This is a genomic window from Pelorhabdus rhamnosifermentans, assembly GCF_018835585.1.
In the GTDB taxonomy this organism is placed as follows: Bacteria; Bacillota; Negativicutes; order UMGS1260; family UMGS1260; genus Pelorhabdus; species Pelorhabdus rhamnosifermentans.
The window spans coordinates 67,248-82,737 of record NZ_JAHGVE010000004.1 but is presented as its reverse complement, the minus strand read 5'-3'; the positions used below and the strand labels follow the sequence as shown (position 1 = coordinate 82,737).

Sequence of the window (15,490 nt, the reverse complement as noted above, 5' to 3'; positions counted from 1 at the left end):
ACAACGATAAAATTTGTACCCTTTTCTTATTTTACGTACGACTAAATACAGAGCGTGAAGCCGTCCGACGCCATAAAATTTTTTTCAATATAGTGAGTAAAAAAGTCCAGCCTGACACAATAAGCACAAGAGCCCAGTCAGTTGGAAGCAGCGGGACCGTAGCAAAAACATTCCGTAAAACAGGAATGTATAAAACAGCCAGTTGCATAAGGACGGAACAACTCACGGCCCCAATGAGATATTTATTGGTAAAAAAGCCAACATCCATAATGCTTGCCACCTCAGAGCGACAGTCAAAAACATGGAATAACTGGCAAAACACCAACGTCGTAAATGCCATCGTACGTGCCAAAACTAAATCATCCTTAATAAAATAAACATAAGCAAAAACCCCCAGCGTACTGAATCCAATTTGAAATCCTCGCGCCATAATTTTATGACTGAGACCACGGGAAAAGACACTCTCGCCAGGAAAACGCGGCGGACGAAACATAATATTGCGATCATGCCCATCTACGCCAAGGGCCATAGCAGGAAGCCCATCCGTCACCAAATTCACCCAAAGAATCTGAACAGGTAACAGCGGCAAGGGAACACCAAGTAGTGCTGCTGCAAACATGGTCAGTACTTCGCCCATATTACATGCCAAGAGATAGCGAATAAATTTACGAATATTATCGTAAATACCCCGTCCTTCCTCTACAGCAGCAACAATCGTCGCAAAATCATCATCAGTCAAGATCATAGCTGAAGCCTCTTTTGCAACATCTGTACCGGTTTTTCCCATGGCAATGCCAATATCAGCTTCCTTAATCGCCGGAGCATCATTGACGCCATCGCCTGTCATAGCCACAATATGCCCCCGTTGTTTTAAAGCCCTAACAATACGCAACTTATGAGAAGGTGAAACACGTGCATAAACAACGACGTCATTCACTATTTTCTTAAATTCCCTGTCATTTAATGCATCTAATTCAGCACCTGTTAATACGCGGGACTTTCCCGCTTGATACATAGAAAGCTCCTGAGCAATAGCCACAGCAGTATTGGGATGATCCCCCGTAATCATAATCGTTTTAATTCCAGCTTGGCGACAAACCATAATAGATTGTTTCGCTGCCTCCCGCGGCGGATCAATCATTCCCATGAGCCCAACAAAAACAAGGTCGCATTCTAAATTTTCCGTTTCACTTTGAACAACGGGTAGTGCAGAGATTTTGCGATAAGCTAAAGCCAAAACACGTAGTGCTTTATCTGTTAACTGAGCATTCGCAGCTAAAATAGATTGTTTGTCATCATCTGAAAAGAGAGCAGGCCCTGTCGCTGATTCTTGATAACGACACAAGTCGAGTATCGTATCCACAGCGCCTTTCGTATAAAGCGTCCATTCCTGTGGGCTCTCTTCATAAAGAACAGACATACGCCGTCTTTCAGGTTCAAAGGGAATCTCACATATTCTTTTAGCTTGTTTTTCTAAGTCATTACGCCAAATTCCTGCTTTTGCTCCAGCAATTATTAAGGCCCCTTCTGTCGGATCGCCTTCAATACTAAATTCTGTCGTTCGTTTTCGCCAGCTGCCACCAATAGAAACGGTATTTTTCTTTAACACACTATTATTACAATAAACCCCAACTCTTAAACAACGATCTAAAATAGATTCCGCTTGTAACGAAACTTTTTGCTTATTACATAAAAATTCGCCTTGAATTTCATAACCTAAGCCAGTAGTCTCATAGGATGTACCGTTTATATAAATTTCTCTCACTGTCATGACATTCTGTGTTAAGGTTCCCGTTTTATCGGAACATATGGCCGTAATACAACCCAACGTTTCTACCGCAGGTAATTTGCGGATAATAGCATTCCGGCGAATCATTCGTTGTACTCCTAACGCGAGGGCAACTGTCACAATAGCTGGTAAGCCTTCTGGAATAGCCGCCACAGCGAGACTAATGCCAGCCATGCACATTAAAAACAGCGACTCACCTTTCATTACGCCCGTAATAACAACTAATAAACAAATAATTAAGCAACTCCAGACTAATTTTTTACCTAACTGTTCCAGACGTTTTTCCAAAGGCGTTTCTTCATGTCCAATAGCACTCATCAGATCGGCAATTTGTCCAACTTCAGTGTCCATACCTGTAGCACATACAACGCCCTTTCCTCTGCCGCGTGTCACAGTCGTTCCACTAAAAGTCATATTATTTTGATCACCTAACGAGCTATTTTCCGCTGCTATAGGGTAACAGTTTTTGCGAACAGACAGCGATTCTCCTGTCAATACGGCCTCGTCGGCCTCTAAAAATTGACATTCAATCAATCGGGCATCAGCTGCAATTTTTTGACCAGCCTCAAGGACCAGAATATCACCTGGCACAAGCGAGCGTGCCGGCACTTGCTGGACCATGCCATTTCGAATGACTAACGCTATGGGTGCAACCATTTTTTTTAGTGTTTCAATGGATTCTTCAGCCCGATATTCTTGAAAATAGCCGAGTGCAGCGTTAACGATGACAATCACAAGAATAGTAAAGGAATCGGCATATTCGCCAAGAAAAGCGGAAATAAGTGTAGCAGCCAGAAGTACCAGAACCATAAAATCTTGAAACTGACTAATAAAAATCTGCCAACGCGATGCGCGCTGCGCTGCTGCCATTTCATTATATCCATGACGTGACAACCGGCTTCGCACCTCCTGCGTTGTCAGTCCTTCTTCGCCATGACTTCTAAAATAGTCAATCACATCATCAGCTGAACGTAAATACCATTTTTCTTTCACCACTGAATTTGCACCTCACAACAGGGTTTTTTACCATATTATTCTAATCAGAAGTGAATTAGACCAGTCCAGTTCAGTCCCAGTTTGACCATTTCCCTGCCTCAATGCTATACTAGTGAGAAATAATGGAGGGATACACCCGTGAGCTTGGATGGACTAAACTTATCTGCTTTGGTACAAGAATTAAACACAGAGCTAGCTGGTGGAAGAATTGATCGCATCTTTCAGCTAGATAAATTTACTTTGCTTTTTTGGCTACGTCTGCCTGGTCAAACGTTAAAATTACTGCTCGCCGGCAATCCGGAACAAGCCAGCATTTATCTTACGAATGAAAATTTTGAAAGTCCCCTCCAGCCACCTGGTTTTTGCATGTTATTACGCAAACATCTGGAAGACGGCCGTATAGCCCAAATTGTCCAGCAAGAACTGGATCGTGTCCTCTATATAGATATTGATACGTTGGGACCGCAAGGAATAATTATCACCAAGCGATTAGTATTTGAAATAATGGGTAAACACAGTAATATTATTCTCCTCCAGAATAATGTGATTATTGATTCGCTGCGCCGTGTCGGTCTCAATATCAGCCGATTTCGACAAATTGTGCCTGGAAAAACCTATGAATCCCCGCCAGGCCAACAAAAAATCAACTTGTTAACTCAAACTGATCTTACCGAGTTCTGGCAGCTCTTTTTAGACGCAACAACATTAACAGCTGAAAAGGCCCTCGTCAATTTAGCATTTGGCATTGGTCCGGTAACAGCCAAAGAGTGGTTATGGCAGGCAGGCCTTCCGCCTTCAATCAAAGTAGCTGAACTAGATAAAGATGATTTAGCCTCACTCCAAGACGTCGTCACGACTTATTTAGCCTATTTTAAAACACATCAAACAATGCCAACCCTCTGCATCGATACCTGTAACCGCTTACTCAGCATTTCAGCTGTAAAGCCGCTGAGGCCATCGCAAGTGGAAGCAACTTGCAAACAATTTTCCACCATGAGCCAAGCTGTTGAATATACTCACAAGTTGCGTCCCATCCGAATCTTACCTGAGAAGGACTTACTTGTCAGACAAATGACTGCAGAACTGCACAAACTAGAACGCAAAGCCGAAAAACTAGCTGAGGAATTAGCTGAATCTCTTGCTGCCGATAAGTTAAAACAACAAGGGGATATCTTAATGGCTAATTTAACTGAGATCCCCCCTCATAGTGATTCTGTCACGCTTGCTGACTTTTACAGTCCCCACCAAGACGCGCAAATTACGATTGAACTAAACCCGGCCAAAACAGCTGCTGATAATGCGCAAAAATATTACGGAGCCTATCACAAACAAAAACGCGCAAAAGAACTTCTTGCTGAACAAATTGCAACATGTCAGCAAGAACAGGCTTATCTCGACACTGTCCTCGTGTCACTCGAACAAGCCTACCGCAATAGTGATATTGAAGAAATTCGCCAGGAATTAGTCGCCGCGAAATATATTAAACCTACAAAACGAAGGCAATCTGTACCGCCCTCGAAACCACTTGAAGTAATCGATGCTCAAGGCACTCGAATTCTAATTGGTAAAAATAACAAGCAAAATGATGTACTTACCTTCAAAATCGCCCATAAAGACGATTTATGGTTTCATACAAAAGACATTCCAGGGTCCCATGTCATTTTGCAAAGCACAGGTAAAATTGATTCTGAACAAATTGGCTTTGCTGCAGCACTTGCCGCCTACTTCAGCAAAGCGCGAAATTCCTCGAAAGTACCTGTCGATTATACAAAACGTTGCTATGTAAGAAAGCCGTCTGGTGCCAAACCCGGTTTTGTGATTTACGAAAAACAAACGACTCTCTATGTCGACCCTGCTACAGAACAAGGTGAAAAACTATTATAAAAAAAGACGAGCGCAAGAATCAGCCGTAAGGCCTTCCTGCACCCGTCTTTTTATTCTTCATTCACTCTTTATCTTCAGCCTGAACCTTAATAATGACTTGATCACAAGAATCGACAGGAGTTAACTGAACACTGACAATTTCCCGCCGAGATGTTGGCACATTTTTACCGACAAAATCGGCCCGAATCGGCAATTCACGGTGCCCACGATCCACAAGTACAGCCAGCTGAATCATCTTGGGACGTCCCAAATCAATAATGGCATTTAAGGCGGATCTCGCTGTCCGGCCAGTAAAAAGCACATCATCAACAAGAACTAATGTTTTCCCGTTAATATCCATGGGAAATTCCGTTCCATGCACAACAGGCTGATAACTTAATGTCGACAGATCATCACGATACAGCGTAATATCTAAAATGCCAACAGGAACTTCAACACCTTCAATTTTCTGAATAGCTTCAGCCAATCGATAAGCAAGAGGAACTCCCCGCGTCCGAATACCAGCCAAAGCCAAATCACTGACTCCTTTATTCTTTTCAATCACTTCATGAGCCATGCGCGTAATGGTGCGGCGAATGGCTTGTTCATCCATCAAACTGGTTTTTTCAATTAGTTCCATGAGCAATCCACCTCTTTCTTATCAAGTACCACGACGGCGAATAAATGCAAGCAATTCTGTCATATCAGCCGGCATGGGTGCTTCAAAAACAAGGGATTTCTGTGTTACGGGATGTGTTAACGATAGCTTGGCCGAATGAAGCGCCTGACCTGCAATCAGCTGAGCAAAAGGACTATGCGTCGGCCCATATATCGGATCACCGACAACAGGATGGTGAATGTACGCCATATGTACACGAATTTGATGTGTCCGTCCTGTAAGTAATTTACATTTTACAAGAGTATAACCTCTGAAGCGTTCCACAACGTGAAATCGCGTAATAGCTGGCTTAGAATGAGCAAAAACAACAGCCATTTTTTTACGATCCACAGGATGACGACCAATCGGAGCTTCAATCAACCCCTGTTCTTCACCAATAACTCCCTGAACTAAAGCAAAATATTCCCGACTCGCTGAACGCTCCTGGATCTGCTTAGAAAGAGATAGATGAGCCCGATCTGTTTTAGCTACAACCATAACACCTGTCGTATCTTTATCAAGGCGATGAACAATTCCCGGACGAATAACCCCATTAATCCCTGACAAATGCGTACAATGATACAAAAGGGCATTTACAAGTGTTCCTTTAACATTGCCTGGAGCAGGATGGACAACCATGCCTCGCGCCTTATTCACTACAATCAACTCATCATCTTCATATAAGATTTGAAGCGGTAAATTTTCTGGTAATACCGTTCCCTGCTCAGGTTCAGGAATGCTCAATTGAATGACATCGTCGGCTTGAATTTTATAATTGGCTTTAACTTTCTTATCATTCACTAAGACTTTTTCCGCTGTAATCAGCTTCTGTACATGAGTCCGCGTCAGTTCAATAAGCTTACTTGTTAAAAATACATCCACCCTTTGTCCCTCGTTCTCTTTAGGCACAATGATGACGGTATTTTCTTGACTTTCACCTTGTTCAAACTGCATTACGCTTCATCCTTTTTTTTCATAAATAAAATGGTAACAATCATCATTGTCACACCGCAAACAATCGCAATATCAGCAATGTTAAATATCGGCCAAATGCGAAAATCAAAAAAGTCAATTACATAGCCTGTAGCAATACGATCAATTAAATTTCCTACTGCACCACCAGCCATAAGACCCAGACCGAATCGAAACAAATTGTAAGTTGACGGAATTTTGCGATAAAAATAGCCGACTCCGCCCAAAATAAGTAACGCAATAACAATAAACAACAATCGTTGATTCGCAAAAATACCAAAAGCCGCTCCCGCGTTTAAAATGTAAGTAATATGAAAGATATTAGGAACAACGGGTATGGACATTCCTAACCCAAGACTATGAGAAATATAATATTTTGACAGCTGATCGAAAATGACGATCAACAAAGCAACCAATAAAGGATTCACAAAAAGTCTCCTATCGACTAAAATGTTCGATTAACGGAAAGAAGCATAGCTTTCGCTACGCTTCCTAACAATTCAAAACATATGAACCAAGTAACCTTGGTCATTGAACGAATTATTCACCTGCGCTAATAGCTCCAACTGGGCAATTGCCTGCGCACGTTCCACAGTCTACACAATTTTCATCAATTGCATATTGGCTATCACCTTCGGAAATGGCCCCAACAGGACACGAAGAAGCACAAGCACCACATTTAACACAATCACTATTAATTACGTACATCAAGATTCACCTCCCATGAAATAGTAATTTTATTATACCATATTCGTGGACAAAGAACGTGTTAAAAATCACATTTTTTGCCTAAATATAGCCGGTTATCAAAAAATTCATCAATTCCAGCAAATCATTATTTACTCACTTTTCCGAAAAAAATATTTTTCAATAGCCTCGCGATAAACATAAAGCACAATCAAAATCAGTAAAAATAACGAAGTAGCGAAAATAACACCATGCAAACTACGCGTAATATTTTGCCCCAAATACGAATAAAGCAAAATAGCTGGCGTTTGTCCAAACCCTGTGGCAAATAAATATTTACTGAATGCAAGCGTTGTAAAACCTGCCCCATAACTAACGACTTTATAGGGAACAACAGGCGTTAAGCGAGCTAAAGCAATGGCTGCCAAACCATAGGTCTCAAAGAAAGTATTCAGGCGATCCAAATATTTGCTGCTTACAAACTTTTTTACTACTGGATGACCATACCAGCGGGCGATACCAAAATCAAGAGCAGCCCCGACAAGAGAACCTGTCCATGAATAGAAAGAGCCCCACAGCCAGCCAAATATCCAGGCATTAGCAATAGTAATAGCCAAACCTGGTACAAAGGGAAATAAAGACTGCACCGTCATAAGGCAAATGGACATCATTGGCGCCCAGACACCATACGACAAGATGAATTCTTTCAGCTCATGAAAGTGATGAGCATAAAGAATTTCGCTACTCATCACAAAAAAATAATGAACCTCGGGTACAGTAAAATAAAAAGTTACAGCCATGATGAGCACGCCAATTTTTATTACATTCAGAGTCCAGGGGGCAGGCTGGCTCATCTTACCAACTCCTTACAAAAACAAACCATTCTTTTACTTACTTGTTAGCGATAAAGACAGATAATTCCTGCTTAAGAAGTCATAACTCCCAAAAAGTTAGGACTTCTTTTTGGCTACAAAATGATCAGGAGCCCCACCGGTACCAAGCGGCCCTAAAGCAGGGATTCCATCAATCCGTTCAACTAACCCCGATTCTTCATTGCTATCAATAATGCGAGCCGAAAAGTCTTCCATGCCAGCTAAGTCCTGAGGTGTATCAGAACTCCCAAAACGCATAACAGCCTGCAGGGCGTCCTCTCCATCAAAACCCGTCTGATCTTGTTCATCGATAAATGTTCTGACAAACGGCGGCGTTAGAACAGTTTCTTCTAAGGGGCGCGGCGTCGTATCCGCTTGTTCTCTGCTCTGCTGACAAATATGACAGCGAGTAGTATAGGGAACTGCCTGCAAACGTTCGACATCAATCGCTTGCCCACAATCTACACACAAACCATAACTGCCGTTTGCTATTTTTTCGAGAGCCGAATCAATTTGCTCAAGTAAAAATCGCGTATGATCTGCCAGAGCGCTGTCTTTACTTCGTTCAAATGTTTCGCTCCCCAAATCAGCCGGATGATTGTCATAGGCGGATAATTCGCCTGTTGATTCTCCCTGAGCTAAATTCAAGCCTGTTTCATGAAGTTGATCCCATTCACTTTGTAGTTCCTGCCGCTGTTTTTCCAATAATTGCTTCATTTTTTGAATGTTTTCCGTCATAGCCTCTCCTCCTATCCCTACTGTCTTTACTTAAAATCTTGTACTGTGCGTTTCAACAATCTTCATGATTTCAGCTACGAAACTGCCAATTCCCGGTATATTTAGTAGAATGACTCGCCGTAAGAGTTCCAGCATTAAAGCAAAAACCAGTGTAGCTCCCAGAGCTATTCCGAGTCCCCGAGCAATGCCAGCAATAAAATTAGTAAAAATAAGTTTAGCCGGTTTCTCCAGCATTTCCATGTATTGAGCAATCCGCATGGACTCAAAGTGCCTGAGCAGAAGTTCAAGCTTACGATCAATAAACACATTTTTCTCATCAGGATTGAGGTTATCAAAGGATGTACCGGATTTTTTCATTTTTTCTTCCTCCTCTATTAGTATGACCAGGGAAAAAACAAAAAAACCGGAAAGAAACCTTTCCGGTTTAATGCTCATAAGAGATGAAATCAATTTATTCTGCTAAGACAGAAGCACAGCGTTTACATAAGGTTTGATGTTCCGCATTCTTTCCGACTGTATCGCTATACATCCAACAACGTTCGCACTTTTCACCGGTTGCAGTCTTGACAGCTACTTTTAAATCAAATTCTGTTGAGGCAAAATCAGCTTCATTCGCCAAATCAAAGCCTTCAACAAGAGAAACCTTCGACACAATCAAAATCGTCGCAAGTTCATCTTGCACAGCCTGTAATGCCTGATAAACATCCCCTGCGGCATAAATAGTTACGTCCGCATCAAGCGAATGACCAATTGTCTTGGATCTTCTTGCTTCTTCCAAGGCTTTCGTAATTTCTCCGCGCAAAGCAAGAATTTGCGTCCACTTTTCTTCTAGCTTGCTGTCTAAATACTCACGATGTTCCACTGGCCATTTCGTTAATTGAACACTCGTAGGCATTCCAGCCGTTTTCGGAACATAACGCCAGATTTCTTCACAAGTAAAACTTAATACAGGTGTAAGCATTGTAAGCAGATCCATCATAATTGTATAGATCGCCGTCTGAGCCGCCCGCCGCCCGACAGAATTCGGTCTTTCCGTATACAAACGGTCTTTCAAAATATCAAGGTAAATCGCGCTTAAATCAACCGTACAGAAGTTATGTACCGTATGATACAGCGTATGATATTCGTAGTCTTCATATGCCTGCGTTACTTTAGCACGAACCTGCTCAAGTCGTAACAAGGCCCAACGATCAATTTCAAACAAATCACCATAAGGCACTTGATCCTTTTCGGGATCAAAATCAGCCAAATTCCCCAGAATATATCGAAAAGTATTACGAATTTTCCGATAAACTTCCGACATTTGCTTCAAAATAGCCGGTGAAATACGAATATCTGCTTTATAATCAGCTGACGCCACCCACAGTCTTAAGATATCAGCGCCATATTTTTTAATAACTTCGGGCGGGAAAATAACATTTCCAATAGACTTGGACATCTTACGACCTTCGCCATCAACAACAAAGCCATGCGTTAAAACAGAATCATAAGGTGCACGGCCTTTTGTTGCCACAGAAGTTAATAGTGAAGACTGGAACCACCCACGATGCTGATCGCTGCCTTCTAAATAAATATCAGCCGGCCATTTCAATTCTTCGCGCTGTTCAAGAACGGCTGCATGAGAAGAACCGCTGTCAAACCACACATCCATAATATCCGATTCCTTACGGAAGCCCTTTTTGCCGCAATGCGGACAAGCAAAGCCCTCCGGCAAAATCTCTTCAGCACTCTTGGCCCACCAAGCATCCGATCCTTCACTGGCAAACAACGTTTTGACTACCTGAATAGTATCATCATTAATAATATGCTCATTGCAGTGATTACAGTAGAAAATTGGAATGGGAACACCCCAAACTCTCTGACGGGAAATACACCAGTCATGACGATCCGCAACCATATTATGAATACGTTCTTCACCCCAGGATGGAATCCACTTAACATCTTGAATGGCTTTGAGAGCTTCAGCGCGGAACCCGTCAACAGAGGCAAACCATTGCTCCGTAGCCCGATAGATAACAGGATTCTTGCAACGCCAGCAATGGGCATACTGATGGCGAATCGTTCCTTTTCCAAGTAACATATGCACAGCAGCCAATTCTTTAATGACAGGAACATTGGCATCTTCCACAGAGAGGCCTTCAAATTTTCCGGCTTCTTTCGTCATTTTACCTTGCGCATCGACAGGGCAATAGATGGGAAGTTTATACTTCATTCCAATTTCAAAGTCTTCCTGACCATGTCCAGGTGCCGTATGTACACAGCCCGTACCTGCCTCAAGCGTTACATGTTCGCCAACTAAAATGGGTGACTGACGATCAAGGAAGGGATGTTTAAAGATAAGTCCCTCTAAATCCTGGCCTGTCACATGGCCTAAAATAGTATATTCACCTAAATGATTCGCAGCCACAACAGAATCAATCAATTCTGTTGCAAGCAAATAAACTTCATCACCAAATTGCACCCACGAATAGTCAAACCGAGGATGGAGTGAAATAGCCATATTAGCAGGAATCGTCCAAGGTGTTGTCGTCCAAATAACAGCAAAGACCTGTTCAGGACAAACACCTTCAGGTAACTTCCCTTTTGCATCAACTAAAGGAAATTTGACAAAGAGGGAATGAGATTTCTTTTCAGCATACTCAATTTCCGCTTCAGCCAAAGCCGTTTCACAGGAAGGACACCAATAAACTGTTTTTAATCCTTTATAGATATAGCCTTTTTTAGCCATTTCACCAAAAACTTCAATTTGTTTGGCCTCAAAATAAGGACGAAGTGTAATATAGGGATTTTCCCAGTCCCCAATAACACCCAACCGTTTGAAATCCTCTCGCTGCATATTGAGACATTTCAGGGCATACTGTTTACACTCGTTACGCAAAGTAAGGGGATCTAATTCATGACGATTGAGGCCCAAATTTTTAATTGCCGCATGTTCAATCGGGAGTCCATGTGTGTCCCAGCCAGGAACATACGGTGCATCAAAACCGCGCAGCCCTTTATATTTAATAATAATATCCTTTAAAATTTTGTTCAGAGCTGTGCCAAGATGAATATTCCCATTGGCATAAGGCGGACCATCATGTAAGACAAATTTCGGTTTACCTTTTGCTGCCGCCTTCTTCTGTTCATAAAGTTTTTCCTTTGTCCAAAATTCGAGGAATTCCGGTTCCCGCTCGGGAAGGTTCCCTCGCATCGGAAAATCTGTTTTAGGCAAATTTAATGTTTTACTGTAATCTTCTGCCATGTTCACACCTCCAAAAATATCAAAAAACCCCTCATCCCTAAGGGACGAGAGGCTATTCTCGTGGTACCACCCTCATGACAGATGTTTACTGTCACTTAAGTAACGGAGTAACGCCCGTTAAACGTCAAAGCCTACTTAAAAAAGGTTCAGCCTTACAGTTCCAGGGTGATATTCAACTGCATGACACTACTAGGCTTACACTCTTCCTAGCTCGCTGACGAAGCACATGGCAGATTACTTATCCCTATCATCACTTTACTTACGAATATACCTGCATTATACCGAATTAATATCCATTAGTCAAATTAAGAATCTTCATCTTCTGCAGCTTGAGCTATCATTTCAAGCTGTGCTTGCAGCAAGGTTTTCATGCGCGTACGATAAATCTGCAATTGCTTGTTAATTTCTTCATACTCACCTGTCATACGCCGTACTTTGCTTGTTGCTTCATCAATCATGCGCTGCGCCTGAATCTCGGCTTCTTTCATGACAAGTTCCGACTCTTTTTTAGCATTTAATTTGACTTCCTCAGCAGTTTCCTGAGCAATAACGAGCGTACTATGCAGCGTGTTTTCCATATGCTGATAATTCTCCAGCTTACCGCTTATGCGTTCAATCGTTTCTTTCAATTCCACGTTTTCTCGATATAGCTGCTCGTAATCTTTGATTACTTGATCTAAAAAACTGTCAATCTCATCCTCATTGTAGCCACGAAAACTACGTTTGAATTCTCTATTTTGAATATCCAGCGGTGTTAGCATGAACACTCCTCCATGTCATCCTTCTCGCCCATTCACATGTAGCGTTTTAAAAGCAAGCTCAAACGACCTTTTTTCGTTGTCCCTAAAATTTCGCTAACTTCCAAACGACCACGGCCCCGCATCGAAATAATGTCACCTGCTTTCACAGCATGATCACTTTTTCGTACTCCCTGCCAATTCAATTTCACCTTATCAGCGACAATATCATCAGCCATTTTCGTCCGGCTCGTTCCGAAACCCGCCGCAGCAATAACATCCAATCGGAGTGAAGCCGCTGTAGTGCGAATTTCTTTTAATTTTTCCTCCTTCGGGGGAATTTCAGCTAAATTTATTTCACTCACAGTAACACTTGTTGCACCTACCTGCGTTAACCCCGTTAACAAAAAATCGATTAGCGTTTTATCAAGCATAACATAACAACCGTCACTGCTCATAACAATATCACCTAGCACGCCACGCTCTATACCTAGACCGAGCACAGCTCCAAGAATATCTCGATGACCCACATGGGCAAAACGTTTGTCCCATTGAATGGCTACAGCGGTCAGATTATAAGAAATCTTGCCAGCAAAATCTTGTTGGACAAAAGCAACCTTCACTCTTTCTGCACCTTGATAACCACCAAAAGCTTCGAGTCGTACCCCTTCATAATGAGCAATGACCGTTTCAGCTATGGCAAAGCCACGAGGATCTAGAAATTCCGATACCTTTACCTTTGTATTACGAGCGACGCTTTCAGCTGCATCAACCAGTTTAGCTGCAATGTCGCCTTCCCCTTCTGCGCGATAATACCGCAGAATTTTTTCCCGTTCACTCATGCTTTTTCCCCAAATCCTTTGATCTCTTTGTTGCCGCCATAACGGCATCAATTAGAGCTACGCGAACACCACCACGCTCAAGAGCATGTACGCCAGCAATCGCTGTTCCTCCTGGCGATGTCACCATATCGCGCAACTGAGCCGGATGCTCCCCTGTTTCAAGCACCATCTTAGCAGCTCCAAGCAATGTCTGCGCCGCAAGCGTAATCGACATGGCCCGTGGTAATCCAGCACGCACACCTGCATCAGCCAAAGCATCGACCATTAGGAAAGCATACGCTGGACCGCTGCCAGATAACCCTGTCACTGCATCCAAGTCTTTTTCAGCCACCCGAACAGCTTTCCCTGCTGACTGAAAAATCGTCAGTACATCCTGCGCCTGCTCTTCTGTTGCTTTACTACCCACAGCAATCGCAGCCATTCCTTGCCCGACAGCAAGGGGCGTATTCGGCATCACTCGAATGACACTGTTTTGAGCAAAAGCCGCTTCAAGACGCTCTAGTGTCAAGCCAGCCACAATCGAGACAACAAGCGTCTCAGGCTTCACCGCCGACTGAAGTGTTTTAAATACTGTCTCCACAACTTGTGGTTTAACCGTTAAAAATAAAATATCGGACTTTTCAGCTACCTGTCTGCTATTAACATTTGTTGTAATTTGAAACTTTTTTTCCAAAGTAGCTAATCTGTCCACATTAATATCAGCAACACAAATCTGGTCAGCCGCAACAAGACCTGTTTTGAGCAGGCCTGAAAGCAGCGCTTCAGCCATAGCTCCGCCGCCAATAAAACTAATTTTTGCTTGACTTAACATATTATCCTCCTATAGCTCCACCTTACTTCATCCAGGGTAAAACCGTCTTTTCACCATCATCACGCGATGCAAAAGACACATCGACATTATTGGGAGCACACAAAAAGATATGATTACCGATTTTTTGAATACTGCCATTTAAAGCATAAGTTGTCCCACTAATAAAATCAATCATCCGCTTAGAAAGATTATCCTCGCAATGCTCAAAATTGACTACGACAGGCTTACGATTTTTCAGATACTCTGCTACATTCTGAGCATCGTCAAAAGATAATGGTTCGACAACCATCACTTTCAGCTGTTTTTGGGCCGTGGGTAAATTAACAACATTACTACCTGCTATCAGTGTTCCTACACCTTTCTTGTTTTTCGGTTCAAAATCTTCTGGCTTTATCCGTTCGTCATCTTCTACAGGTTCCAACAAACCTAAACTACCCCATACTTTTTCCATTAATTTCATATTACTACCTCCTCGTCAGCTCAATATCATAATTACGGGCACCGAAAATGGCTGTACCGACCCTGACCATATTGGCACCTTCTTCAATGGCCACAGAATAATCATTCGTCATTCCCATCGACAACCATTCCATGGTACAGTTAGGTATACAAGCTTGCTTCAATTCCATAAATTTGTCATATAAAGTGTGAAATAACGGTCGCGTCTCCTCGGGATCATCAAAATGAGGCGCCACTGTCATTAATCCCGCAACAACAAGGTTGGGCAATGAACTCACCATACGTGCAAAATCAAGAACATCTGCAAGAGAAACGCCCTGTTTTGTTGCTTCTCCTGCCACATTGACCTCAAGCAGCGCAGGCTGAATTTTAGCCAATTCGCCAGCAACCCTGCTAATATGTCTGGCAAGTTTCTCGCTGTCAAGTGAATGGATTAAATCAAATAACGGAACGGCTTGCTTAACCTTATTTGTCTGCAGATGTCCTAACAAGTGATATTCCAGTTTGCGCCCGAAAATGTCATACTTCGCGACAGCCTCTTGAACTCGATTTTCACCAATCGTCGTTAATCCATAATCAATGGCTTGCTGCATTTCTGCTGGCGTATGATTTTTCGTCACGGCAATTAGCTTGACAGGTACAAGTGCTTGACCAGAAATATTCGCCCGCTCTCTCATGGCTGTCTGAATGTTTCGTTCAACAATTGCAATATTATTTTGAATGGACATGAGTCGCCCCTCCGTTCCTAATTTGAATTATTCGCTGATAAATAAATTTTTCCTCTTTGCAAATAGAAAATTTACATAAATAGTAATAAAATTC

Annotated in this window: 15 protein-coding genes and 1 other annotated feature; of the genes, 1 reads left to right on the top strand and 14 read right to left on the bottom strand. The window is 42.4% G+C overall.

Features of this window, described 5'->3' with window-relative positions; translation table 11 throughout:
* Positions 1-31: 31 nt before the first annotated feature.
* Positions 32-2,785, bottom strand: a complete 2,754-nt coding sequence (locus Ga0466249_RS27500; protein ID WP_312889724.1) for a cation-translocating P-type ATPase — start codon at positions 2,783-2,785, stop codon at positions 32-34.
* A gap of 138 nt (positions 2,786-2,923) precedes the next feature.
* Between Ga0466249_RS27500 and Ga0466249_RS06465 the strand changes: the two genes are divergently transcribed.
* The gene (locus tag Ga0466249_RS06465) at positions 2,924-4,669 is read left to right on the top strand and encodes an Rqc2 family fibronectin-binding protein (RefSeq protein WP_215828628.1); all 1,746 of its coding nucleotides are present in this window, start codon (positions 2,924-2,926) and stop codon (positions 4,667-4,669) included.
* A gap of 61 nt (positions 4,670-4,730) precedes the next feature.
* Here Ga0466249_RS06465 and pyrR read toward each other — a convergent pair whose 3' ends face one another.
* The 13 genes from pyrR to Ga0466249_RS06400 form a co-directional block, all read right to left on the bottom strand.
* Positions 4,731-5,288: a bifunctional pyr operon transcriptional regulator/uracil phosphoribosyltransferase PyrR gene (gene pyrR, locus Ga0466249_RS06460; protein WP_215828627.1), complete on the bottom strand. Its 558-nt coding sequence runs from the start codon at positions 5,286-5,288 to the stop codon at positions 4,731-4,733.
* 21 nt (positions 5,289-5,309) lie between these two features.
* Positions 5,310-6,260 carry an RluA family pseudouridine synthase gene (locus tag Ga0466249_RS06455; RefSeq protein WP_215828626.1) on the bottom strand — a complete coding sequence of 317 codons (951 nt, stop codon included), beginning with the start codon at positions 6,258-6,260 and terminating at the stop codon, positions 5,310-5,312.
* Positions 6,260-6,706, bottom strand: coding sequence for a signal peptidase II (gene lspA / locus Ga0466249_RS06450; protein ID WP_215828625.1), 447 nt, complete (start codon positions 6,704-6,706; stop codon positions 6,260-6,262). Before lspA ends, Ga0466249_RS06455 begins: the two co-directional genes overlap by 1 nt.
* Positions 6,707-6,818: 112 nt before the next feature.
* On the bottom strand, positions 6,819-6,986 hold the full coding sequence (gene fdxA, locus Ga0466249_RS06445) for a 4Fe-4S ferredoxin (RefSeq protein ID WP_215828624.1): 168 nt from the start codon (positions 6,984-6,986) through the stop codon (positions 6,819-6,821).
* A gap of 131 nt (positions 6,987-7,117) precedes the next feature.
* Positions 7,118-7,819, bottom strand: a complete 702-nt coding sequence (locus tag Ga0466249_RS06440; RefSeq protein ID WP_246588524.1) for a TVP38/TMEM64 family protein — start codon at positions 7,817-7,819, stop codon at positions 7,118-7,120.
* A gap of 96 nt (positions 7,820-7,915) precedes the next feature.
* On the bottom strand, positions 7,916-8,575 hold the full coding sequence (locus Ga0466249_RS06435) for a TraR/DksA C4-type zinc finger protein (RefSeq protein WP_215828623.1): 660 nt from the start codon (positions 8,573-8,575) through the stop codon (positions 7,916-7,918).
* A 30-nt stretch (positions 8,576-8,605) separates the two neighbouring features.
* Positions 8,606-8,932, bottom strand: a complete 327-nt coding sequence (locus tag Ga0466249_RS06430; RefSeq protein WP_246588523.1) for a DUF5665 domain-containing protein — start codon at positions 8,930-8,932, stop codon at positions 8,606-8,608.
* Between the two features lie 94 nt (positions 8,933-9,026).
* Positions 9,027-11,819, bottom strand: coding sequence for an isoleucine--tRNA ligase (gene ileS, locus Ga0466249_RS06425; RefSeq protein ID WP_215828622.1), 2,793 nt, complete (start codon positions 11,817-11,819; stop codon positions 9,027-9,029).
* Positions 11,820-11,856: 37 nt separating this feature from the next.
* Positions 11,857-12,079, bottom strand: a binding site (T-box leader).
* A gap of 45 nt (positions 12,080-12,124) precedes the next feature.
* Positions 12,125-12,580: a DivIVA domain-containing protein gene (locus Ga0466249_RS06420; RefSeq protein ID WP_215828621.1), complete on the bottom strand. Its 456-nt coding sequence runs from the start codon at positions 12,578-12,580 to the stop codon at positions 12,125-12,127.
* 32 nt (positions 12,581-12,612) lie between these two features.
* The gene (locus Ga0466249_RS06415; protein WP_215828620.1) at positions 12,613-13,398 is read right to left on the bottom strand and encodes a YlmH family RNA-binding protein; all 786 of its coding nucleotides are present in this window, start codon (positions 13,396-13,398) and stop codon (positions 12,613-12,615) included.
* Positions 13,391-14,209: a pyrroline-5-carboxylate reductase gene (gene proC / locus Ga0466249_RS06410; RefSeq protein ID WP_215828619.1), complete on the bottom strand. Its 819-nt coding sequence runs from the start codon at positions 14,207-14,209 to the stop codon at positions 13,391-13,393. The genes Ga0466249_RS06415 and proC overlap by 8 nt, the downstream gene beginning before the upstream one ends.
* 22 nt (positions 14,210-14,231) lie before the next feature.
* Complete coding sequence (locus Ga0466249_RS06405; protein WP_215828618.1) at positions 14,232-14,669, bottom strand: cell division protein SepF; 438 nt, start codon at positions 14,667-14,669, stop codon at positions 14,232-14,234.
* A 4-nt stretch (positions 14,670-14,673) separates the two neighbouring features.
* The gene (locus Ga0466249_RS06400) at positions 14,674-15,396 is read right to left on the bottom strand and encodes a YggS family pyridoxal phosphate-dependent enzyme (RefSeq protein ID WP_215828617.1); all 723 of its coding nucleotides are present in this window, start codon (positions 15,394-15,396) and stop codon (positions 14,674-14,676) included.
* Between the last annotated feature and the right edge of the window lie 94 nt (positions 15,397-15,490).

What these genes read in the sequence shown, in the direction of transcription:
- pyrR (WP_215828627.1), bottom strand. Translation starts at nt 5,288, where the DNA reads ATGGAACTAATTGAAAAAACCAGTTTGATGGATGAACAAGCCATTCGC.
- Ga0466249_RS06455 (WP_215828626.1), bottom strand. Translation starts at nt 6,260, where the DNA reads ATGCAGTTTGAACAAGGTGAAAGTCAAGAAAATACCGTCATCATTGTG.
- fdxA (WP_215828624.1), bottom strand. Translation starts at nt 6,986, where the DNA reads ATGTACGTAATTAATAGTGATTGTGTTAAATGTGGTGCTTGTGCTTCT.
- Ga0466249_RS06440 (WP_246588524.1), bottom strand. Translation starts at nt 7,819, where the DNA reads ATGAGCCAGCCTGCCCCCTGGACTCTGAATGTAATAAAAATTGGCGTG.
- Ga0466249_RS06435 (WP_215828623.1), bottom strand. Translation starts at nt 8,575, where the DNA reads ATGACGGAAAACATTCAAAAAATGAAGCAATTATTGGAAAAACAGCGG.
- Ga0466249_RS06430 (WP_246588523.1), bottom strand. Translation starts at nt 8,932, where the DNA reads ATGAAAAAATCCGGTACATCCTTTGATAACCTCAATCCTGATGAGAAA.
- ileS (WP_215828622.1), bottom strand. Translation starts at nt 11,819, where the DNA reads ATGGCAGAAGATTACAGTAAAACATTAAATTTGCCTAAAACAGATTTT.
- Ga0466249_RS06420 (WP_215828621.1), bottom strand. Translation starts at nt 12,580, where the DNA reads ATGCTAACACCGCTGGATATTCAAAATAGAGAATTCAAACGTAGTTTT.
- Ga0466249_RS06415 (WP_215828620.1), bottom strand. Translation starts at nt 13,398, where the DNA reads ATGAGTGAACGGGAAAAAATTCTGCGGTATTATCGCGCAGAAGGGGAA.
- proC (WP_215828619.1), bottom strand. Translation starts at nt 14,209, where the DNA reads ATGTTAAGTCAAGCAAAAATTAGTTTTATTGGCGGCGGAGCTATGGCT.
- Ga0466249_RS06405 (WP_215828618.1), bottom strand. Translation starts at nt 14,669, where the DNA reads ATGAAATTAATGGAAAAAGTATGGGGTAGTTTAGGTTTGTTGGAACCT.
- Ga0466249_RS06400 (WP_215828617.1), bottom strand. Translation starts at nt 15,396, where the DNA reads ATGTCCATTCAAAATAATATTGCAATTGTTGAACGAAACATTCAGACA.